This is a genomic window from Mycobacterium sp. MYCO198283, from assembly GCF_021213805.1.
Lineage (GTDB): Bacteria > Actinomycetota > Actinomycetes > Mycobacteriales > Mycobacteriaceae > Mycobacterium.
Map to the genome: position 1 here is coordinate 12305 of NZ_JAJQJI010000009.1, position 22656 is coordinate 34960.

Below are 22656 nucleotides of genomic sequence, written 5' to 3' on the forward strand. Positions count from 1 at the left end.
CGAGCGCCAGGCGAGCGATGCGCTGCAGAGCCGTCCCTCCCGTCTCGTCGGAAATCTGCGTACCCGCCGCGACAGCGGGTCAACCGCCGTCACCGCGCGGCGAGATCGAGCACCTCCACCTCGCCCGTCGCCCCGTCGACCTCGACGAGCGCACCGTCGGGCAGCCGCGTCGTCGCGTCGCGGGCGTTCACCACGCACGTGACCCCGAACTCGCGGGCGACGATCGCGGCGTGGGAGATGGGGCCGCCGAGCTCGGTGAGCACCGCCGCCGCGTAGGCGAACGCCGGCGTGTAGCCGACGTCGGTGACCCGGGCGACCAGCACCTCGCCGGGCTGCAGGTCGTCGACCGTGTCGGCGGTGACCACCCGCACCCGGCCGCGCACGCGCCCGCCGCACACGCCCGTCCCCTGCATCCGGTCCCCCGCCTCCAGCGCGGCGGCGGGCGCCGGGGTGGGCTCCCAGTGCCCGCTGAACGCTTCCGGCAGCCGCACATCGGCCAGCCGGCGCTGCTCGGCGCGCCGCCGCGCGACCAGGCCCGCGACGTCGCCCGGGAGGGCGACGACCTCGTCGACCTGCAGGAAGAAGATGTCCTCGGCCTGCGCCAGGATCCCGGCGCCGGCCAGGCGGGCGCCGGCGTCGCGCAGCAGCCCGCGCAGCACCCAGATCGCCCGCACCATCCGGTCGCGGCGCACCTCGCGGTCGCGCAGCTGGGCCGCCGCCACCGCCGCCACCGGGCGCACCCAGGCGGGGATGCCGGCCGATGCGGCGGCCGGGTCGGCGGCGGGCAGCACGGCGGCCTTGGCGACGGCCCGCACCAGCCGGTCGGGTCGGTCGGCGTAGCTGGGCGAACTCATCTCGACCTCGGCGGGCCCGCGGTGGCCGATGACCGTCAGCTCCGCCAGCAGCCGGCGGTGGAACTCCGGCGCGGCGTCGGCGAGGTCGGCCAGGTGTCCTCCCCGCGTCCGGTCGGCGCAGTCCGGGCGCCGCAGCACGCGCATCACGGCGTCGTCGCCGCGGGCGAGGCCGGCGAGCCGGTGCACGGCGCCGAGCGACTGCGCGCTCACCACCTCGCGGCCCGCGAACGGCACGGTGTCGCGGCCGCACAGCACCCGCAGCACGACGCCGTAGGCGGTGCAGACCAGGATCGACGCCGACGACACCACCCAGCCCGCCACCACGGCGTCGCGGGCGGCGAGGATCAGCGCGTGCAGCCGCGTGTCATCGAGGGACGCCGCGGGCTGCGCCTGCGCTTCGAGGGCGGCGACGTCGGCGACGTAGTCCCGGGTCTCGCGGCGCGACCCCAGCGAGAGCCCGACCAGGTTGACGCCGAAGACGGCCAGGCTGCGCAGTTGCCGCGCCACGCCGGTCCGCTGTGGCGCGGGCAGGTCGGCGCCGAAGACGTCCACGTTGCGCGCGGTGCGGCCGAAGAACGCGTCGGTGATGAGCTCGGGTCGCACGAACGGCACGGTGCCGGCCATGAACACCGCCGACGTCATCCCGGCGTAGAGCCGGTGGCCGAACACCCCGGTGGTGCGGGTCGCCATCTCCTGTTGCACCACCCCGCCGGGGCGCAGCCGCTCGGCGATCACCATGCCCGCCGCGCGGGTGCCGCGCACCGACACCGACGCCGAACTGGGGGTGAAGGGGCCGGGCAGCGCCTCGGAGAGGTTGGTCGCGACGAAGGCGGGAAACCGCGGGTCGATCGGGGTGTCGAACTCGCCGGCGACCTCGGGCGGCCCGGCGACCACCGGCGCGACGCCGTCTGACGCAGGGGTGTCCACCGCGCGCACGTCCCGCACCCGCGCCAGCCGCCACGGCAGCGCGAAGATCCTGCCGCGCAGACTGATCCGGCCGCGCGCGGTCAGCGCGAAGTCGGCGACGCAGCCGGCCGCGGACCACGCCGGCCCGAAGCCGGGCGCCGGCTCGACCCGCTCGCCGCCCCGGACGGTCGAGGCCGGCCGGTCCGGTCCGGGCACCACCGGCCGACCCGTCGCCGTGGCGATCGCGCGGACGGTGGTGTGCCCGGCGGACAGCTCGAACCGCCCGGTCAGTTCCGGGTCGGCGACGCACCGCACCGCGTAGGCGGCAACGTCGTGGGGGTGCACGACGGGCAGCGGCCGGTCGGCGGCGCGGCTGCGGACCACCGGCGCGGTGAACGCGGCCAGCACGTCGTCGTCGACGTCGCGGCCCAGCACCAGCCCGTAGCGCAGCACGACGCGCGGCGGCGACTCGGCCGCCGCGCGGATCTCGACGTGCGCACCGCAGGACACCACCGTGGCGGCGCCGGGCGGCAGCGGCTCGCCGCTGCGGACGTACCCGAGTGCGCCGGGCCAGCCCACCGGGCGGCGGGGCGCGACGCCCACGACGCGGTGACCGGCCGCGACCAGGCGATCGGCGACCGCCCGGCCGACCGGGGTGTCGACACCGCTGACGACGATCGGCTGGCCGGCCCTACCGGTCATCGTCGTCGTCGAAGGCGGTCAGCAGCTGCTGCAGGTCCATGTCGTCGATGTCGCGGGCGCGATCGTCGGCGGTAGCGGCGTCCGGCGCCTGCGCCAGGTCCAGCAGCACGTCGAGGATGCCCGCCTGCCGCAGCCGCTTGATCGGGATCGACGCCACCACCTGCGCCAGCTCGGCCTCCCCCGGTTCCGGCGCGGGCTCGGCGGCCGGCGCGGAACCCACCAGTTCGTCGCGGAAGTGGGCGGCGAGCGCGGCGGGGTTCGGGTAGTCGAAGATCAGCGTCGGCGAGAGCGTCAGCCCCGTCGCCGCCTTGAGGCGGTTGCGGAGCTCGACGGCGGTCAGCGAATCGAAGCCGTGGTCGGAGAACGCGACGTCGGCGGGGATGACCTCGGCCTCCGAACGCCCGAGCACCGTCGCGATGTGGCCGCGCAGCAGGTCGAGGATCACCGCCGTCTGCTCGTCGGCGTCGAGGCCCGAAAGCCGTTGGGCCAGCGCCGACCTCGACCGCGCGGCCACCATCGCGTCGTCGACGTGTCGGCGGGTGGGCCCGCTGACGAGATCGGAGAACATCGGCGGCAGCGTCTGATCGACGGCCTTGGCCCGCAGCGCCACCCGGTCGATGCGGGCGCCCATCAGGTAGGGCTCGTCGACCACGGTGGCCTCGTCGAAGAGCCGCAGCGCCTCGGTGACGGGCATCGCGAGGATGCCGTCGCGGCCCAGCCGGGTGATGTCGACCGCGGAGAGCTTGCCGGTCATCGCGCTCTCGGCGTCCCACAGGCCCCACGCCAGCGACAGCGCCGGCAGCCCCGCGGCGCGCCGGTGCGCGGCGAGCCCGTCGAGGAACGCGTTCGCGGCGCAGTAGTTCGCCTGCCCCGACGCCCCGACCGCCGCCGCCATCGACGAGAACAGCACGAACGCGGCAGGCGCGAGGTCGCGGGTGAGCTCGTGCAGATGCCAGGCCGCGTCGACCTTGGCGCGCAGCACGCCGTCGACCCGCTCCGGGGTGAGCGACGTGACGACCATGTCGTCGGTGACGCCGGCGGCGTGCACGACACCGGTCAGCGGATGCGCGGCCGGTATCCCGTCGAGCACCTTCTGCAGCGCCGCCCGGTCGGCGATGTCGGCCGCCGCGATCCGGACCTCGGCGCCCGCCGCTTCCAGGTCCGCGGCCAGGTCCGCCGCGCCCGGCGTGTCCGCGCCGCGGCGAGACACCAGGAGCAGGTGGCGGGCGGCGTGTTCGGCCACCACGTGCCGGGCGACCGCGGTGCCGGCCATGCCCGTGCCGCCGGTGATGAGCACGGTGCCCGAGGTCCAGGCGTCCGGCATGGTCATCACCACCTTGCCGACGTGGCGGGCCTGGCTGAGGTGGCGCAGCGCGGCGGCCGCGCGGCGCACGTCGAACGTGGTGACGGGCAACGGGTTCAGCGACTGCGCGGCGAACCAGCCGTCGAGGCCCGCGAGGATCGCCGCGATACCGTCCGGCCCGGCCTCCAGCAGGTCGAACGCCGAGTACCGCACGCCGGGATGCTCGGCCGCGACCGTGGCGGCGTCCCGGATGTCGGTCTTGCCCATCTCCAGGAACATGCCGCCGCGCGGCAGCAGCCGCAGCGACGCGTCGACGAAGTCGCCGGCCAGCGAATCGAGCACGACGTCCACCCCGCGACCGCCGGTGGCGGCGGCGAAGCGGGCCTCGAACTCGAGGCTGCGCGAATCGCCGATGTGGTCGTCGTCGAAACCCTGGGCGCGCAACACATCCCACTTGCCGCGGCTGGCGGTGGCGAACACCTCCAGCCCCCAGAGCCGCGCCAGCTGCACGGCCGCCGACCCCACCCCGCCGGTGGCGGCGTGGATCAGCACCGACTGGCCGGGCCGGACGTCGGCGAGGTGGCGCAGCGCGTAGTACGCGGTCGCGAACGCGACGGTGGCACCGGCCGCTTCGGTGGCCGTCCAGTTCACCGGCGCGCGGGTCAGCAGCCGCCGGTCGGTGACCGCCACGGAGCCGCTGCCCTCGGGGAACAACCCCATGACCGCGTCACCCGGCGCCAGACCCGTGACGGCAGAACCGGTTTCGAGGATCACGCCCGCGGCCTCGATCCCCAGCACCGCCCCGCCGGTCCCATCCCCCGTCGCTCCGCTCGCCCCGGGGTACATGCCGAGCGCGATCATCACGTCCCGGAAGTTCGCCGCGATCGCGGTGACCTCGACGCGGACGTGGTCCGGACCGAGCGGCCGCTCCGCGGCGTCGGTGGGCTCGAGCACCAGGTTGTCGAAGGTGCCGGGTTCGGTGAGGCCGAGCCGCCACGCCCCGTCGGGCGGGGTCAGGGCGGCGGCGCCCGCGCGCACCGGGTGCACCCGCGCGGTGTGCAGCACGCCGGCGCGCCACACCACCTGCGGCTCCTTGGCGGCCAGCGCGGCCGCGACCAGCGCGTTGTCCACCAGGTCGTCGACGTCGGCGAGCACGATGCGGCCGGGATGCTCGGTCTGCGCCGAGCGCACCAGCCCCCACACCGCCGCCGCGGCCAGATCGGTGACCGCCGCGCCGGAGAGCGCAACCGCCCCACGGGTGACCACCAGCAGCACCGACTGGGTGGGGCGCGCCAACCAGGTCTGCACCACCTCGAGCGCCTCGTGGACCGCGTCGTACACCGCGTCGACCTGGTCGACGTTTCTGCCGCGCAGCCCCGCGCACTCGTAGACGACGACCGCGTCGGGCGCGCTGTCCTGCGACCGCGCCCAGTCGACCGTCTTGGTGACCGGCGGAACGTCGGTGAGGTCGGCCGGCGACCAGGTGATGTCGAACAGCTCGCCCTGCCCGGGCGCGCCGAGCGCCGCGGCCAGCTGTTTGGCCGTCACCGGTCGCGCCACCATGGCGCCGACCGACAGGATCGGCAGCCCGAGCCCGTCGGCGAGATCGATGGTCAGCCCGCTGGCGCCCGACGGCGACAGCCGCACCCGCGCGGTCGTCGCCCCGGAGGCGTGCAGGCTGATCCGCTGCCACGAGAACGGCAGCGCGAGCTGCCCGTCGGCCGCGGTGACCACGGCGGCGTGCAGGGCCGCGTCCAGCAGCGCCGGATGGACACCGAACCCGGCGGCCGCCACCCCCGGCGGCAGCGCCACCTCGGCGAACACCTCCTCGCCGCGGCGCCACAGCGCTGTCAGCCCGCGGAACGCCGGGCCGTAGGCGTAGCCGCGCTCCGCCATGTCCGCGTACGCGGCGGCCGGATCGAAGTCCGCGACGGGCACCGCCCCCGCCGGCGGCCAGACCGAGAGGTCGGCGCCCGCCGCCGGCTCACCGGAGCTCAGCACACCGTCGGCGTGCAGCACCCACGCCGCCCCGGAGCCGTCCTGCCGGGAGTACACCGCGACCGCCCGCCCGCCACCGTCCGTCGGCGAACCGCCGACCACCACGCGCACCGACACCCCGGCCGCCGACAGCGGCAGCGGGGCGTGCAGCGTCAGCTCGTCGACCACGGCGCAGCCGACCTCGTCGCCGGCGCGGATCGCCAGCTCGACGAACCCGGCGCCCGGGAACAGCACCACGTCGCCGACGGTGTGGTCGGCCAGCCACGGCTGCGAGGCCGTCGACAGCCGCCCGCTGAGCACCACCCCGCCGCTGTCCGGGGATTCCACCACCGCGCCGAGCAGCGCGTGCTCGGCGGCGTCGAGGCCCAGTCCGGCGGCGTCGACCGCGCCCGCCCCGCCCGCCGCCAACCAGAAGCGGCGGCGGTCGAAGGCGTAGGTCGGCAGGTCCACCAGCCGGCCGGCTGCCAGCGCGCGCCACGTCACGTCGGTGCCGGCGACCCACGCGGCGGCGACCGCCTCGACCAGCGTGGCCGATTCGGGCCGGCCGGCCGCCGCCGTCGCCACCGCGAGCACCTCGCCGCCGTCTCGCGCCGACGTCTGCTCGACGGCGGCCGCCAACCCGCCGGCGGGGCCGACCTCGAGGAAGGTGGTCACACCGGCCCGGCGCAGCGCCGCGACGCTGTCGGCGAACCGGACGGTGCCGCGGATGTGCCGGGTCCAGTACGCCGCCGACGCGAAGTCGGCGCCGGCCGCCGGATCACTCGTCAGGGCGCCGGTCACGTTCGACACGATCGGGATCGCCGCCTCGCCGACTGTCATGCCGCCGGCGAGCCGGGCGAAGTCGTCGAGCATCGGCTCCATGAGCGGCGAGTGGAACGCATGGGACACCGTGAGGCGGCGCACCCGGTGACCGTCGGCGCGCAGCCGCTCGGCCAGCTCCAGCACGCGGTCCTCGACACCCGAGATCACCACCGAGCCGGGCGCGTTGACCGCCGCGACGGACACGCCGTCGCCCAGCAGCGGGCGGATGACGTCCTCGGACACCGAGACCGCCACCATCGCGCCGCCCGCGGGCAGCGACTGCATCAGCCGGCCCCGGGCCACCACCAGCGCGGCGGCGTTCTCCAGCGACAGCACCCCGGACACGTGGGCGGCGGTCAGCTCGCCCACCGAATGCCCGATCAGGTAGTCGGGCCGCACGCCCCACGACTCGAGCAACCGGTGAAGCGCCACCTCGACCGCGAACAGCGCCGGCTGGGCGAACTCGGTGGTGTCGAGCACCGACTGGTCGGCGCCCCACATGACGTCGCGCAGCGGGCGCAGCAGGTGCCGGTCGAGCTCGGTGAGCGCGGCGTCGAAGGCCGCGGCGAACACCGGGTGGTGCGCGTGGAGGTCGCGGCCCATGCCGAGGGTCTGGCTGCCCTGGCCCGGGAACACGAACGCGGTCTTGCCGCCGCCGGTGCGAACCGTGCCGCTGATTACCCGCGGGTGCGGGAGCTCGGCGGCGAGGGCGTCGAGCAGTTCGGCGCGGTCGTCGCCGAGGAGCACCGCGCGGTGGTCGAAGGCCGAGCGGCCGGCCAGCGTGTACGCGACGTCGCGGGCGTCGAGCTCGGGATGATCGGCCAGGTGCGCGGCCAGCCGGCCGGCCTGCGCGGTGAGCGCCGCGGGTGAGCGGGCCGACAGCACCCACGGCGCGGGCGTGGCCACCGGGTCGCGCGGCGCGTCCGGCGGGCGGGGCGGCGCCTCCTCGATGATGACGTGGGCGTTGGTGCCGCTGATGCCGAACGACGACACGCCGGCGCGGCGCACCCGGCCGCCCGCGGGCCACGGCTGCGCCTCGGTGAGCAACGACACCGCACCGGCCGACCAGTCGACGTGCGGGGTCGGCGCGTCGACGTGCAGGGTGGCGGGCAGCGTCTCGTGCCGCAGGGACTCGACGACCTTGATCACCCCGGCGACACCGGCGCCGGCCTGCGAGTGGCCGAGGTTCGACTTGATCGAACCCAGCCACAGCGGCGTGGACCGGTGCTGGCCGTAGCTGGCGAGCAGCGCCTGGGCCTCGATGGGGTCGCCGAGCATGGTGCCGGTGCCGTGCGCCTCGACGGCGTCGACGTCGGCCGGCGTCAGGCCCGCGTTGGCCAGCGCCGCACGCACCACCCGCTGCTGCGACGGCCCGTTCGGCGCCGTCAGGCCGTTGGACGCCCCGTCGGAGTTCATCGCCGAACCGCGCACCACCGCCAGCACCGGATGCCCGAGCCGCTGCGCGTCGCTGAGGCGTTCGACCACCAGCACCCCGCCGCCGTCGGCGAAGCCGGTGCCGTCGGCGGCGGCGGCGAACGCCTTGCAGCGCCCGTCCGCGGCCAGCCCGCGCTGCCGGCTGAACTCGACGAAGATGTCGGCGGTCGCGTTGACCGTGACGCCGCCGGCGAGCGCCAGGTCACATTCGCCGAGCCGCAGCGACTGCGCCGCCATGTGCAGGGCGACCAGCGACGACGAGCACGCGGTGTCCACCGACACCGCCGGACCCTCCAGCCCGAGCACGTAGGCCACCCGCCCGGACGCCACGCTGGTGGCCTGGCCGGTCAACCGGTAGCCCTCCGCGCCCGCGGGCGAGCTCAGCCCGTAGCCCTGCGGGATGACGCCGGCGAACACGCCGGTCGCGCTGCCGCGCAGGTCAAGCGGGTCGATCCCGGTGCGCTCCAACGCTTCCCACGAGATCTCGAGCAGCATCCGCTGCTGCGGGTCCATCGCGAGCGCCTCGCTCGGTGACACGCCGAAGAACGCCGGGTCGAAGGCCGCGACGTCGTCGACGAAGCCGCCGGTGCGGGTGTAGCACGTTCCGGGGGTGTCGGGATCGGGGTCGTAGAGGCCGGCGAGATCCCAGCCGCGGTCGGCCGGGAAGTCCGTCAGGGCGTCGCGGCCGGACGCGACGAGCTCCCACAGCTGCTCGGGGGTGGCGACGCCGCCGGGATAGCGGCAGGCCATGCCCACGATGGCGACCGGCTCGTCGAGCGTGGTCGCGCTCACCGGTGCCGGCGCGGCCTCGGCCGGCGCGCCGGCGAGCTCGCCGCGAATGTAGCCGGCCAGCGCCGCGGGGTTCGGGTAGTCGAAGATCAGCGTCGGCGACAGCGCCAGGCCGGTGGCGGCCTTGAGCCGGTTGCGCAGCTCGACGGCGGTCAGCGAGTCGAATCCGTGGTCGGAGAACGCGACGTCGGGCGCGATGTCGGCGGTGCCGGTCCGGCCGAGCACGGTGGCCATGTGGGAGCGCACCAGCTCCAGCACCAGCTCGGTCTGCTGGGCTTCGGGCAGCGTCGCGAGCCGTTGGGCGAGTGCCGATTTCGACTTCGCGGCCGCCAGGGTGTCGTCGACGCGCCGGCGGGTGGGGCCGGTGAGCAGCTCGGCGTACAGCGGCGGCAGCGCACCGATCTTCTCGCGGCGGGCCCGCAGCGCGTTGCGGTCGAGCCGGGCCGGCGCGATCATCGGTAGTTCGAGCACGATGGCGGCGTCGAACAGCGCCATGGCGTCCGTCGCGGTCATCGCCTGCACCCCGTCGCGGCCCAGCCGCGCCAGGTCGGACCGGCCGAGGTGCCCGGTCATCCCGCTCGCCTGGTCCCACAGCCCCCACGCCAGCGAGGTGGCCGGCAGCCCCGCCGCCCGCCGCTGCGCGCAGAGCGCGTCGAGGAAGGTGTTGGCGGCGGCGTAGTTGGCCTGTCCGGCCGAGCCGACGATGCCCGCGAGCGACGAGAACACCACGAAGGCCGACACCGCCCGGTCGCGGGTGAGCTCGTGCAGGTTCCACGCGGCGTCGACCTTCGCCCGCAGCACGGTGGCGAGTCGCTCGGGGGTCAGCGACCCGACGACGGCGTCGTCGAGCACGCCGCCGGCGTGGATGACGCCGGTGAGCGGGCCGTCGACCGCGTCCAGCACACCGCGCAGCGCGTCGCGGTCGGCGGCGTCGGCGGCCACCACGTCGACGCGGGCACCGGCGGCGCGCAGGTCGTCGGCGAGCTCGGCGGCGTCCGGGGCGTCAGGCCCGCGCCTGCTCACCAGCACCAGCCGTCGCACGCCGTGGTGGGCGACGACGTGGCGGGCGAGCAACGATCCGGCCATGCCGGTACCGCCGGTGATCAGCACGGTGCCCGCCGCCCACGCGCCGGGTGTGGTGAGGACGACCTTGCCGACATGGCGGGCCTGGCTCAGGTGACGCAGCGCCGCCGGCGCGCGCCGCAGGTCGAAGGTGGTGACCGGCAGCGGCGTCAGCACGCCCGCCTCGAACAGCTCCGACAGCTCGGCGAGGTAGCCGTGCATGCGGTCGCGGCCGGGTTCGAAGAGGTCGAACGCCCGGTACCGGACGCCGGGGTGCGCCGCGGCCACCGTGGCGGCGTCGCGGATGTCGGTCTTGCCCATCTCCAGGAACACCCCGCCGCGCGCCAAGAGCCGCAGCGACGCGTCGACGAAGTCACCGGCCAGCGAGTTGAGCACGACGTCGACGCCGCGGCCGCCGGTGGTCGCGAGGAACCGCTGCTCGAACTCGAGGCTGCGGGAATCGCCGATGTGGTCGTCGTCGAAACCCAACTTCCGCAACACGTGCCACTTGGGCCGGCTCGCCGTCGCGAACACCTCCAGGCCCCAGTGCCGGGCGAGCTGGATCGCCGCCAGCCCCACCCCGCCGGTCGCGGCGTGGATGAGCACCGACTGGCCGGGCTGGACGTTCGCCAGATCGCGGAAACCGTAGAAGGCGGTGTTGTAGACGACCGAGACGGCGGCCGCCTGCGCGTCCGACCACCCGGCGGGGACGGGAATCAGGCCGCGGGCGTCGGCGGCGACCAGCGTGCCGGTGCCGTCGGGGAACAGGCCCATCACCCGGTCGCCGACCGCCACGTGGGTGACGTCGGCGCCCACCTCGGTGACGATGCCCGCCGCCTCGCTGCCCAGCAGCGCGTCGTGGGTGAACATGCCGAGGGTGATCATCACGTCGCGGAAGTTCGCGGCGATCGCTTTGACGGCCACGCGGGCCTGCCCGGGCGCCAGCGGCAGGTGCGCGTCCGGCACCGGCTGCAGGACCAGGTTGTCGAAGGTGCCGGCCTCGTCGATGCCGAGGCGGTACGGGTCCGGTCCGGGCGGCGGCTCCAGGGTGGCGTCGGCGGCCCGGCTCGCGACCACCCGCGCGGTGTAGGCGGCGTCGTCGCGCAGGATCACCTGCGGCTCGGCGACCGCGAGCACCGCGGCGATCGATGCGGCGTCCGCGTCGCGGGCACCGATGTCGGCGATCAGCAGGCGTCCGGGATGTTCGTTCTGCGCCGCGCGCACCAACCCCCACACCGCCGCGGCCGCCAGGTCGGTGACCGGCTCACCCGGCAGCGTCATCGCGCCGTGGGTGACGACCACCAGGGGTACCGCGGCGTCACCGGCGAGCCAGGTCTGCAGCACCGCCAGCGCGCGCGCGGTCACCGCGTGCGTCGCGTCGGCCACCGCGGCGCCGTCGTCGGCCACCGCGGTGCGGACGTCGTACACCACCGCGGCGCCGTCCCCGACCCCGGACTCGACGAAGGTGTCCCACGACGTCACCGTCACCGGCTCGCCCACCTCGGCGGCGGCCGGGGACCACGCCAGCTCGAACAGTTCGCCGGCCGGGCCGGCCGCCGGCGCGGTGAGGGTGGCGGCGTCGACGTGGCGCACCGTCATGGCGCCCACCGACAGCACCGGGATGCCGACCGCGTCGGCCAGCTCGACCGACACGGCGTCACGGCCCGCCGGCGCCAGCCGCACCCGCGCGGCCGCGGCGCCCGCCGCGTGCAGCGTGACGTCCTGCCACGCGAACGGCAGCGCGAGCCGGTCGTCGTCGGCGGCCAGCAGCAGCGGGTGCAGTGCGGCGTCGAGCAGCGCGGGATGGATGCCGAACCCGTCGACCACCACGCCGTCGGGTGTCGCGACCTCGGCGAACAGCTCCTCGCCGCGGCGCCACATCGCCCGCAGCCCGCGGAAGGCCGGCCCGTAGCGGTAGCCGCGGGCCGCCATGGCGCCGTAAGCGTCGGTCACGTCGACCGGCGTGGCCCCCGGCGGCGGCCACGCCGTCAGGTCGGCGCCGGCCCGGTCCTGCTGGTCGCCGCGCAACCGCCCCTGGGCGTGCAGCACCCACGGCGTCCCGCGTTCGCCCGGCTGCGACAGGATCGACACGGCGCGGGTCTGCGCGCCGTCGGTGTCATCGGGGGCCTCGACGATCACCCGGATGGGCACCCCGGCGGGCGTGAGCACCAGCGGCGCGGCGAGCAGCAGCTCCTCGACGCCTCCGCAGCCGACCTCGTCCCCGGCGCGGACGGCGAGCTCGACGAACGCCGCCGCCGGCAGCAGCACCGAATCGGCGACGGCGTGGTCGGCGAGCCAGGCCTGCGACGAGGTGGACAACCGGCCGGTCAGCGTCACCTGCGAGTCCGGGGACTCGACCACCGCGCCGAGCAGCGCGTGCGCGGCGCCCGCCAGCCCCAGCCCGGTCGTGTCGGTGACGCCGGAGCCGCCGCCCGACAGCCAGAACCGCTTGCGCTGGAAGGCGTAGGTGGGCAGGTCGACGAGGCGGCCGCCGGGGCACGCGGCGCGCCACTGCACGTCGACGCCGGAGACGAAGGCCTGCGCGGCGGAGGCGAGGAAGCGGTCGAGGCCGCCGTCGTCGCGGCCCAGGGTGGGCACCACGATCGGGTCGGCGCCGGTCTCCTCGCGGGCGCTCGCCTCGACACCGGCGATGAGCGCCGGGTGCGGGCTGCTCTCGACGAAGGTCCGCACGCCGCGGCGCGCCGCGGACCGGACTGCGTCGTCGAACCGGACGGTCTGGCGGAGGTTGCGGAACCAGTAGTCGGCGTCGAGCGTCGCGGTGTCGACCTGATCGCCGGTGACCGTCGAGTAGAACGCGGTGCGCGCAGCGGTGGGCGCCAGGCCGGCCAATTCGGCCCGCAGCGCCTCGCCGATCGCATCCACCTGCGGCGAGTGCGACGCGTAGTCGACGTCGATGCGGCGGGTGCGGATGTCCAGCGCGGCGCACTGCGCGACGAGCCGGTCCAGCGCGCTGCCGGCGCCGGAGACCACCACGGTGCCCGGGCCGTTGACCGCGGCAATGCCCACCTCGGCGCCCAGCGGCGCCAGCAGCTCGGCCGCGCGCTCGGCGCCGCACGCCAGCGACACCATGCCGCAGCCGCCGGTGAGGCCGGTCAGCAGCCGGCTGCGCACGGCGACCACCCGCGCCGCGTCGGCCAGCGACAGCGCCCCCGCCACGTAGGCGGCCGCGATCTCGCCCTGCGAGTGCCCGATCACCGCGTCGGGAACCACGCCGACCGAGCGCCACAGCTCGGCCAGCGACACCATGACGGCGAACAGCGCCGGCTGCACGACGTCGACCCGGTCCAGCGCAGCGGGATCCGACGCGCGCAGGACGTCGAGCAGCGACCAGTCCACCCATTCCGCCAGCGCGGCGTCGCAGGCCGCCATGCTCGCGGCGAACACCTCCGATGTCTCGAGCAGATCGGCGGCCATGCCGAGCCACTGCGAGCCCTGGCCGGGAAAGACGAACGCGACCTTGCCGGCGGGCCGCGCCAGCCCGGTGATCACCCGGGGATCGGCCGTCTCGGCCGACACCGCGGGCAGCGCGGCCGCGAGCTCGGCGCCGTCGCGGCCGAGGACCACGGCGCGGTGGTCGAAGCGCGACCGGCCGGCGAGCGTCCAGCCGACGTCCACGGCGTCGGTCTGCGGATGCGCGCCGAGGTAGGCGTCGAGCCGGGCGGCCTGGTCCTGCAGCGCCGCCGCGGTCTTCGCCGACAGCACCCACGGCACCACCGGCGGCCGCGACGTGTCGTCGCGGCCGGCGGGCGCCGGCCCGGCCTCCTCGACGATCACGTGGGCGTTGGTGCCGCTGATGCCGAACGACGACACGCCCGCCCGCCGGGTCCGCCCGTTCACCGGCCACGGCGTGGTCTCGGTCAGCAGGGACACCGCCCCGGCCGACCAGTCGACGTGGCGGCTGGGCGCGTCGACGTGCAGCGTGGCGGGCAGGCTCTCGTGCCGCAGCGCCTCGATCATCTTGATGACGCCCGCCACCCCGGCGGCCGCCTGCGTGTGGCCCATGTTCGACTTCACCGAACCCAGCCACAGCGGGCGGCTGCGGCCCTGGCCGTAGGACGCCAGCAGCGCCTGGGCCTCGATGGGGTCGCCGAGCGGGGTGCCGGTGCCGTGCCCTTCGACGACGTCGACGTCGTCGGTGCCCAGCCCGCCGTTGGCCAGCGCCGCGCGCACCACCCGCTGCTGCGACGGGCCGTTGGGCGCGGTGAGACCGTTGGACGCGCCGTCCTGGTTGACCGCCGACCCGCGGATCACCGCCAGCACGGGATGGCCGAGCCGCTGGGCGTCGGAGAGCCGCTCCACCACCAGCACACCGCCGCCCTCGGCCCAGCCGACACCGTCGGCGGCCTGCGCGTAGGGCTTGCACCGGCCGTCGACCGACAGGCCGCGGTGCCGGCTGAACTCGACGAAGATCGTCGGCGTCGCGTTGACGGTGACGCCGCCGGCGAGCGCCAGGTCGCACTCGCCGAGCCGCAGCGCCTGCACCGCCATGTGCAGCGCCACCAGCGACGACGAGCAGGCGGTGTCGATCGAGACGGCCGGCCCCTCCAGGCCGAGCACGTAGGCGACGCGCCCCGACGTCACGCTCGACGTCATCCCGGTGAGGCGGTAGCCCTCGATGGACTCCGCGGTCATGCCGTAGCCCTGCGCGATCACCCCGGCGAACACGCCCGTCGCGCTGCCGCGCAGCGACAACGGATCGAACCCGCCGCGCTCCAGCGCCTCCCAGGACAGTTCGAGCAGCATCCGCTGCTGCGGGTCCATCGCCAACGCCTCGGCGGGCGCCACCCCGAAGAACGCGGCGTCGAACCCGGCCACGTCGTCGACGAAGCCGCCGGTGCGGGCGTAGCAGGTGCCGGGCGTGTCGGGGTCCGGGTCGAACAGGCCGGCGAGGTCCCAGCCGCGGTCCGGCGGGAACTCGGTCACCACGTCGCGGCCCTCGGCCACCAGGTCCCACAGCGCCTCCGGCGAGTCGACCGCCCCCGGATAGCGGCACGACATCGCGACCACCGCCACCGGCTCACCCGACCGCTCGAGCAGCGCCCGGTTCTTCGCCTTCAGCCGTTCGACCTGCCCGAGCGCCTTGCGCAGCGCTTCGGTCGCGGAAGTGAGTTGATCAGCCATCTGTCGTTCCCATCGAAGGCGACTCGCCCGTCAACGGCGAAGTCGCCGGTGTTCGGGTCGGTCGGCGGGGCACACTGCGACGCAGGCCCCCGAGGTCGCAGAACGTCGCCGGTTGCTCTGGCACGTCTTTGCCGAACCCTAGACAGCGGCCGACGCCCGCGGACCGCCTTTGCGTGATTGGGCAACATTTCCGTCACCAGCTCACGGCAGTAGCCTGGCCGCATTCGCCGCGGCGGCCGGAAGGAGCCCGCATGTCCGAGGTCAGCGACGAGGATTTCGCCGACATCCTCGCCCAGACGAAGCACTTCATCCGGACCGCGGTCGTCCCGCGCGAAGCGGAGATCTTGGCCGAGGACCGGGTGCCCGACGACCTGCGTGACCAGGCCAAGAAGATGGGCCTGTTCGGCTATGCCATCCCGCAGCAGTGGGGTGGCCTGGGCCTGGACCTGGTGCAGGACGTCGAGCTGGCGATGGAGTTCGGCTACACCTCGCTGGCGCTGCGCTCGATGTTCGGCACCAACAACGGCATCGCCGGGCAGGTGCTCGTCGGCTTCGGCACCGACGAGCAGCGCGCGCAGTGGCTGGAAGGCATCGCGTCCGGCGACGTCGTGGCGTCGTTCGCGCTCACCGAGCCCGGCGCCGGATCGAATCCGTCGGGGCTGCGCACCAAGGCGGTGCGCGCCGGTGCGGGAGCTGACGCCGACTGGGTGCTCAACGGCGAGAAGCGCTACATCACCAACGCCCCAACCGCCGATCTGTTCGTGGTGTTCGCCCGCACCCGCCCCGCCGACGACAGCGGCGCCGGCATCGCGGTCTTCCTCGTGCCGGCCGACGCGCCCGGGGTGCAGGTCGGTGTCAAGGACGCGAAGATGGGTCAGGAGGGCGCCTGGACCGCCGACGTCGCGTTCACCGACGTCCGGGTGCCCCACTCGGCGCTGGTCGGCGGCAGCGAGGACATCGGCTACCGCGCGGCGATGATCTCGCTGGCCCGCGGCCGGGTGCACATCGCCGCGCTTGCGGTCGGCGCCGCGCAGCGCGCGCTCGACGAGTCGACTTCCTACGCCGCCACGGCCACGCAGGGCGGCACGCCGATCGGCAAGTTCCAGCTCGTGCAGGCGATGCTGGCCGACCAGCAGACCGAGGTCATGGCCGGGCGCGCCCTGGTGCGGGACGCGGCGCGGCAGTGGGTCGACAACACCGATCGCCGCATCGCGCCGTCGGCGGCCAAGCTGTTCTGCACCGAGATGGCCGGGCGCGTCGCCGATCTGGCGGTGCAGGTCCACGGCGGCGCCGGCTACATGCGCGGCGTGCCGGTGGAGCGCATCTACCGCGAGGTGCGGCTGCTGCGGCTCTACGAGGGCACCAGCGAGATCCAGCGCCTCATCATCGGCAACGCACTGGTCAAGGCGGCCGAGGCCGAAACCCGGTGACCCTTCCCGCCGAACGTTCATTACCGGTCGACATTTCCGCCGCTAGGCGACATTCATTCGACGCTCGCCGCGCCAGCCGGCTGCCCGCAGCGCCGCTTCCACGCGGGCGATCACGACGTGCGGCCGCAGCCGCAGCAGTTCGGCGCTGACGCGGATGACCCGCCACTGCGCCGCCTCGAGGTCGGCGATGCGGTCGATGTCCCGGGTTCGCTGCACGGGGTCCAGCCAATGCTGAGCGCCGTCGAATTCGATCGCCACCTTCCACTCGTCGTACCCCAGGTCGACGCGGGCGACGAAGCGGCCGTCGTCGAACACCTCGACCTGCGTCGCCGGCGTCGGCAAGCCACCGCGCAGCAGGACCAGCCGGGTTCGTGTCTCCTGCGGCGACTCGGCGCCCGGGTCCGCGAGCGCCAATGCTTCGCGGAGCGCGACGATGCCGCGTGCGCCCTTGTGCCGGTCGACGACGGGAAGCACCTCGGCGACAGTGGTTCCGGTGGCACGCAGCAATGCGTCGATGCGCATCACCGCGAGCGTGAGTCCGGACCGACGCCCGAGATCGAAGGCCGTCCTGGCCGGCGTGGTGACGGGCACGCCGCGCACGACGCAGACCTCGTCGGGGTGCAGGACGTCGCTGTGGAACAGCATGCCGTCGACCCGGTTGCGGCCCGGGCGGTTCAGCTCGGCGGGTGCGTCGGCGTCGATCCACCGGGCGCCGTGCCACGCCGCCGCGGACAGCCCGGCCAGCGTGGCGCGCCGCCCCGACCACAACCACGCGGCGTAGCCCTTGGTCGCGGGCGACAGATCGACACCGTTCGGGACGTAGACGTTGCGGAAGACCATGCGGTGCCGCCGTAGGTCAGTCCGTCGGACCGAACCTGTGGCCAGCGCTTCGGTGCCGATGAACGGCCATGCTGGAGTCGTCATGCTCACACGCTCGCGATGGCCACCGACAGATCCGCCGAACGTCGAGAAGTTGTCCACAAGCGGCCGCATAGTCGACCGGTAATGAACGTTCGCGGAGAAGCGGGCCTAGGTGTTGCGGCCGCCGTTGACGCCGAGGATCTGGCCGGTGATGTAGCCGGCCTCCTCGGACACCAGGAACGCACACGCGGCGGCGATGTCCTCGGGCTTACCGATGCGCCGCACCGGGGTCGCCTCGATGGTCTTGTCGATGTCGCCGAGGAACCCGCGGTCGGCGGCCTTGCGCAGCATCGGGGTGTCGATGAAGCCGGGCGGCACGGCGTTGACCGTGATCCCGGCCGGGCCGTACTCCAGCGCAAGCGATTTGGTGAGGCCGTTGACGCCCGATTTCGCCGCCACGTAGTGCGACATGTACGGCGTGCCCGAGTGCGTGCTCGACGACGAGATGTTGACGATCCGGCCCCAGCCCGCCTCGATCATGTCCGGCAACACCGCCTGGGTCATGTGGAATACGCCGTGCAGGTTCACATTCACCACGCGCTGCCAGGTGTCGAAGTCGATGTCGAGGAACCGCTTGAAACCGTCGAGGCCGGCGGCGTTGACCAGGATGCCGACGGGCCCGGACCGCTCGTGCACCTGCGCCAGCGCGGCGTCGATCTGGCCGCGGTCGGTGACGTCGACCCGGAAGCCGAGCTCGGTGTCGGGCGGACTCAGGTCGAACACCGCGACCTGGTGCCCGTCGCGGGTGAGTCGCTCGACGATCGCCTGCCCGATGCCGGAGCCGCCGCCGGTGACGATGGCGGTGCTCATGACCGGACCTCGGTGTCCATCCGCATGGGTGTTCCTTCCTCGGTTGCTGCGCGCCGGCGGACTGACCGGCGCGGGGACATGGTCAGCGCCGGGGGCTCCGCAGGCCCAGCGCCCGGCGGCCGGCGTCCAGCAGCTGGGCGCGCAGCTCGTCGTCGTCGGGTGCTCCGAAGCGCGGGCGGCAGGCGCCGGAGATGCCGGCCAGCACGAAGCTCGCCTTGACCATCCCCGCCGGGTCGGCGCCCGCGAGCAGGCACAGCTGGCGCTCGATGAGCGCGCGGCGGTCGGCCTGGGCGCCCAGCGCATCGGCCACGCTGGGGTCGCCGGCCAGCACCGCCACCAGCGCGCGGTGGCGCACCGCCAGCTCGACGTAACCGCGCAGCACGGCCTCGGCGCGGGCACCGGCGGTGCGGCGGCCCGCCGCGGCGTCGACGATCTCGCGCAGCTCGGCGAACACCGGCTCGAGCACGGCGTTGAGCAGCTGTTCGCGGGTGCGGAAGTGGTGGTAGATGGCCGCCTTGGTGAGCCCCATCTCGTCGGCGATCATCTGCAGCGACGTGCCGGCGAAGCTGTGGCGGGTGAAGAGGTCGACCGCCACGGCGATCAGCCGCTGCCGGGTGTCCTGCCGGGTGTCCGGAGCCCCGCCGGGCGCGAGGAGCGACGCGTCCATCAGCCCTCCCTACCGCTTGTAGACTTGCCGATCGACTAGTAACCTACCATACGATCGGCTAGGCGCTACCTCGGTGCCGGCCGCCGGCGCAACCGTCCACCTCGGGCAATGCGTCCCGTGCGAGAATCCCGCTATCTACAGTGAAGAATCGCAATTCCATCAGCCAGGAGGAACTTCATGACGACCGCCGCCTCCGACGCCGGGCGCACCGGCACGGTGCCCGATCCCGACGCCGTCGACTTCTTCCGGGACCCGGCGCCGGTCGACGACCCGTACCCCTACATGGACGCGCTGCGCAGCAGGTGCCCGGTGGTCCGCGAGCCGCACCACGACGTGATGATGGTGACCGGCTACGACGAGGCGCTCGCGGTGTTCGGCGACGCCGAGAGGTTCTCGTCGTGCACCGCGGTGACCGGGCCGTTCCCGGGGTTCCCGGTGCCGCTGGAAGGCGACGACGTCACCGAGCTCATCGAGCAGCACCGCGACGAGCTGCCGTTCTCCGACCAGGTGACGGTCATGGACCCGCCGAAGCACACCCAGCACCGCGCCCTGCTGATGGGCCTCATCACGCCCAAGCGCCTCAAGGAGAACGAGGAGTTCATGTGGCGCCGCGTCGACCAGGTGCTGGAGCCGTACCTGGCGGCGGGCGGCGGTGACTACATCGCCGACTTCGCCGGCCCGTTCACGCTGCTGGTGATCGCCGACCTGCTCGGCGTGCCGGAGGACGACCGCAACGAGTTCTCGCGCAAGATGGGCCGGCAGGCCCGCAGCGGTGGCGTGGGCAGCAACAGCGCGGAGATGCCGCACGCCCCGCTGCAGTACCTCTACGACAAGTTCTCGGCCTACATCGAGGACCGCCGCCGGGAGCCGCGCGGCGACACGCTTTCGGAGATGGCCGCGGCGAACTTCCCCGACGGCTCGACTCCCGAGGTGATGGACGTCGTCCGGCTCGCCGCCAACCTGTACTCCGCCGGGCAGGAGACCACCGTCCGGCTGCTCAGCTCGGCGCTGCTGATCCTCGCGGAGAACCCCGAACTGCAGCAGCTGCTGCGCGCCGAGCCGGCGAAGATCGGCAACTTCATCGAGGAGGCGCTGCGCTACGAGAGCCCGGTCAAGGGCGACTTCCGGCTGGCGAAGGTGCGCACCGAGGTCGGCGGTGTGGAGATCCCGGCCGGCACCACCGTCATGGTGATGAACGGCGGCGCCAACCGCGATCCGCGCCAGTTCGAGAACCCCAACACCTTCGACCTCAGCCGCCCGAACGCCCGCCGCCACATCGCCTTCGGCCGCGGCGTGCACACCTGCCCGGGCGCTCCGCTGGCCCGCGCGGAGGCCCGCGTGTGCATCGAGCGGCTGCTGGCGCGCACCACCGACATCCGCATCGACGAGCGACACCACGGGCCGGCCGGCGCACGGCGGTTCACCTACGTGCCGACGTTCATCCTGCGCGGCCTGACGGAGCTGTACCTCACCGTCGAGACGGCCTGACATGCGCGCGTCCGTGGACGACGACCGCTGCCGCGGTCACGGCATCTGCGTGGCGGTGTGCCCGGAGATCTTCACCCTCACCGACGACGGATACGCCGTCGCCGCCGACGGCGACGTCCCGGAGTCGCTGCAGGCCTCGGCCGTCGAAGCGGCCGAGGCGTGCCCCGAGCACGCCATCACCGTCGGCTGACTACTTGATGCCTGGCACCTTCTTCAGCCCCCGCAGCGCCAGCGTCATTACCTTGGCGTAGCGGTCGGGGCGGATGAACGCGCCGACCGGCAGCACCCGCTCGACGGCGATGGTCTGCGACTCGGTGTACTTGAGCAGCCCGGACTCGCCGTGGCGTCGGCCGACGCCGGAGTCCTTCATGCCGCCCATCGGGGCGTCGACCGAGGCCCACGCGGCGGCGTACGCCTCGTTGACGTTGACCGTGCCGGCCTGCAGCCGTGCCGCCACCCGCCGGCCCCGCTCCGGGTCCGAGGTCCAGACGCTGAAGTTCAGGCCGTAGTCGCTGTCGTTGGCCTTGCGGACCGCTTCGTCCTCACTCTCGACGGGGTACAGCGAGACGACGGGTCCGAAGGTCTCGTCGGCGTAGGCCCGCATGCCCTCCTTGACGCCGGTGAGGATGGTCGGCTCGTAGAAGAACGGCCCGATGTCGGGCCGGGGCTTACCGCCGGCCAGCACCGTGGCGCCGTGGGCGACCGCGTCGTCGACGTGGTCGATGACGGTGTCGAGCTGCGTCTGGTTGATCAGCGTGCCCATGTCGGCGGAGTAGTCGAGGCCGGGCGTCAGCTTCAGCGCCTTGGTGGCGGCGACGAAGCGGGTGACGAAATCGTCCCAAAGGCTGCGGTGCACGTAGATCCGCTCGATGGAGATGCACAGCTGGCCGGCGTTGGAGAAAGCGGCCCGCACCGCGCCGGACACCGCCTTCTTGACGTCGGCGTCGTCGAGCACCAGCAGCGCGTTCTTGCCGCCGAGCTCCATCGAGTAGTCGATCAGCCGCTCGGCCGCCTGTTTCGCCACCGTGCGGCCGGTCGCCGTGCTGCCGGTGAACATCAGGTAGTCCGACTGCTCGATGATCGGTGTGCCGAGCTCGGATCCGGGCCCGGTGACCTGCTGCAGCAACCCTTTCGGCAGGCCGGCCTCCTCGAGCAGCTCGGCGGCCCACAGCGCCGAGAACGGCGTGCGGTCGTCGGGTTTGGCCAGCACCGCGTTGCCGGCCACCAGCGCGGGCAGCGCATCGCTGATGCCGAGCGTCAGCGGATAGTTCCACGGCGAGATGACGCCGATCAGGCCTTTGGGGTGGTGGTGCTCCCAGACCTGGGTCAGCAGCAGCTGCACGCCCTGGCGGCGTTTCGGGGCGAGCAGCGACTCGGCGGTGTTGGCGTAGTAGCGCGACGTCAGCGCCACGTCGATGACCTCTTCGAACGCGTGGCGGCGGGCCTTGCCGTTCTCGAGCTGGATGAGGTCGAGCACCTCGTCCTGGCGCTCGAGCACCAGGTCGTGGAAGCGCGCCAGCACGGCCGCGCGTTCGGCGACGGGGCGGGCGGCCCAGGCCCGCTGCGCCTCCCGCGCGCGCGCCGCCGCGGCCCGCACGTCCTCGGCCGTGCAGTGCGGCACCTCGCCGAGGTCGTCCCCGGTCATGGCGTTGACGACGCGGCGCTTGCGCGCGGGGTCAGTCGCCTGCACACGCTGCGCCAATCGGGTCAGCAGTGATGTCACGCGCGGGGAGCCGGCAGAACTGTTGCGGGTGTCGAGCTGAGTCATGGATGAGCTATAGCCGCACGCGCGCGACGGAAACTCGTTTGCGGTGATTGTTGCGGGCGGGCGCCGGGGCCCAGGAGTTCAGGTTGCCGGAGTTCAGGTTGCCGAGCGCGGCGCCACGCCGTGCCATTCCAGGCAGACGCGGGTGCCGTCGGGGGTGGTCTCGATGGCGGTGCGGTCGGACAGCGCCCGCATCAGCGGGATGCCCCGCCCGCGGGACCGGTTCTCCGGTCGCCGCTCGGGGATCCGCCACACCCCGCTGTCGGCGATGGCCAGGATGAGCTTCTGCGCCGGGGCCTCGTAGCGAACCTGGACGTCCATGGTGCCGGGCCGATCCGACGACAGGTAGGCGAACTCTGCCACGTTGGCCAGCGCCTCGTTGGCCGCCAGCACGATGTCGCTGTGCCGCACCGGGTCCAGGTCGAACTGCTCCTGCAGCCAACGGCTGAGGTCGTCGCGGATACCTGCCGCCGTCTCCGCGTCAGCGACGGCGCCGACGTGGGCAAAGGTCCCCATGTTGGCGACTTCGGTGGGTGATGGCGACTCGATCATGGCAGGAAATCGGCTACCCGCTGAGCCGGGAA

The 22656-nt window shown here is 74.1% G+C and carries 10 protein-coding genes; 3 read left to right on the forward strand and 7 right to left on the reverse strand.

Features of this window, described 5'->3' with window-relative positions; all coding sequences use genetic code 11:
- Window positions 1-89 precede the first annotated feature (89 nt).
- Both LV457_RS16970 and LV457_RS16975 read right to left on the reverse strand, forming a co-directional pair.
- Window positions 90-2462 carry a PEP-utilizing enzyme gene (locus LV457_RS16970; protein WP_232172679.1) on the reverse strand — a complete coding sequence of 791 codons (2373 nt, stop codon included), beginning with the start codon at window positions 2460-2462 and terminating at the stop codon, window positions 90-92.
- Window positions 2452-14991: a type I polyketide synthase gene (locus LV457_RS16975; RefSeq protein ID WP_232172681.1), complete on the reverse strand. Its 12540-nt coding sequence runs from the start codon at window positions 14989-14991 to the stop codon at window positions 2452-2454. Before LV457_RS16975 ends, LV457_RS16970 begins: the two co-directional genes overlap by 11 nt.
- Window positions 14992-15242: 251 nt before the next feature.
- Here LV457_RS16975 and LV457_RS16980 point away from each other — a divergent pair, with 251 nt between their 5' ends.
- On the forward strand, window positions 15243-16421 hold the full coding sequence (locus LV457_RS16980) for an acyl-CoA dehydrogenase family protein (protein ID WP_232172683.1): 1179 nt from the start codon (window positions 15243-15245) through the stop codon (window positions 16419-16421).
- 42 nt (window positions 16422-16463) lie between these two features.
- Here the strand turns inward: LV457_RS16980 and LV457_RS16985 are convergent, their stop codons facing one another.
- The 3 genes from LV457_RS16985 to LV457_RS16995 form a co-directional block, all read right to left on the reverse strand.
- Window positions 16464-17345, reverse strand: coding sequence for an endonuclease domain-containing protein (locus tag LV457_RS16985; protein WP_232172684.1), 882 nt, complete (start codon window positions 17343-17345; stop codon window positions 16464-16466).
- Window positions 17346-17450: 105 nt separating this feature from the next.
- Window positions 17451-18152 (reverse strand): SDR family NAD(P)-dependent oxidoreductase, encoded by a 702-nt coding sequence (locus LV457_RS16990; RefSeq protein ID WP_232172686.1) that lies wholly within the window; start codon window positions 18150-18152, stop codon window positions 17451-17453.
- 82 nt (window positions 18153-18234) lie between these two features.
- A complete protein-coding gene (locus LV457_RS16995) occupies window positions 18235-18819 on the reverse strand; it encodes a TetR/AcrR family transcriptional regulator (protein ID WP_232172689.1) in 585 nt (194 codons plus the stop codon).
- A 177-nt stretch (window positions 18820-18996) separates the two neighbouring features.
- Between LV457_RS16995 and LV457_RS17000 the strand changes: the two genes are divergently transcribed.
- Window positions 18997-20307 (forward strand): cytochrome P450, encoded by a 1311-nt coding sequence (locus LV457_RS17000; protein WP_232172692.1) that lies wholly within the window; start codon window positions 18997-18999, stop codon window positions 20305-20307.
- Between the two features lies 1 nt (window position 20308).
- Complete coding sequence (locus LV457_RS17005; protein WP_232172695.1) at window positions 20309-20497, forward strand: ferredoxin; 189 nt, start codon at window positions 20309-20311, stop codon at window positions 20495-20497.
- Here LV457_RS17005 and LV457_RS17010 read toward each other — a convergent pair whose 3' ends face one another.
- Complete coding sequence (locus tag LV457_RS17010; RefSeq protein WP_232172698.1) at window positions 20498-22075, reverse strand: succinic semialdehyde dehydrogenase; 1578 nt, start codon at window positions 22073-22075, stop codon at window positions 20498-20500. It lies immediately after the preceding gene.
- A gap of 93 nt (window positions 22076-22168) precedes the next feature.
- Window positions 22169-22588 (reverse strand): ATP-binding protein, encoded by a 420-nt coding sequence (locus LV457_RS17015; protein ID WP_232172701.1) that lies wholly within the window; start codon window positions 22586-22588, stop codon window positions 22169-22171.
- Window positions 22589-22656: the final 68 nt, after the last annotated feature.

Coding starts and splice junctions, on each gene's coding strand:
- LV457_RS16970 (WP_232172679.1), bottom strand. CDS start 2,462: ATGACCGGTAGGGCCGGCCAGCCGATCGTCGTCAGCGGTGTCGACACC.
- LV457_RS16975 (WP_232172681.1), bottom strand. CDS start 14,991: ATGGCTGATCAACTCACTTCCGCGACCGAAGCGCTGCGCAAGGCGCTC.
- LV457_RS16980 (WP_232172683.1), top strand. CDS start 15,243: ATGTCCGAGGTCAGCGACGAGGATTTCGCCGACATCCTCGCCCAGACG.
- LV457_RS16985 (WP_232172684.1), bottom strand. CDS start 17,345: ATGACGACTCCAGCATGGCCGTTCATCGGCACCGAAGCGCTGGCCACA.
- LV457_RS16990 (WP_232172686.1), bottom strand. CDS start 18,152: ATGAGCACCGCCATCGTCACCGGCGGCGGCTCCGGCATCGGGCAGGCG.
- LV457_RS16995 (WP_232172689.1), bottom strand. CDS start 18,819: ATGGACGCGTCGCTCCTCGCGCCCGGCGGGGCTCCGGACACCCGGCAG.
- LV457_RS17000 (WP_232172692.1), top strand. CDS start 18,997: ATGACGACCGCCGCCTCCGACGCCGGGCGCACCGGCACGGTGCCCGAT.
- LV457_RS17005 (WP_232172695.1), top strand. CDS start 20,309: ATGCGCGCGTCCGTGGACGACGACCGCTGCCGCGGTCACGGCATCTGC.
- LV457_RS17010 (WP_232172698.1), bottom strand. CDS start 22,075: ATGACTCAGCTCGACACCCGCAACAGTTCTGCCGGCTCCCCGCGCGTG.
- LV457_RS17015 (WP_232172701.1), bottom strand. CDS start 22,588: ATGGGGACCTTTGCCCACGTCGGCGCCGTCGCTGACGCGGAGACGGCG.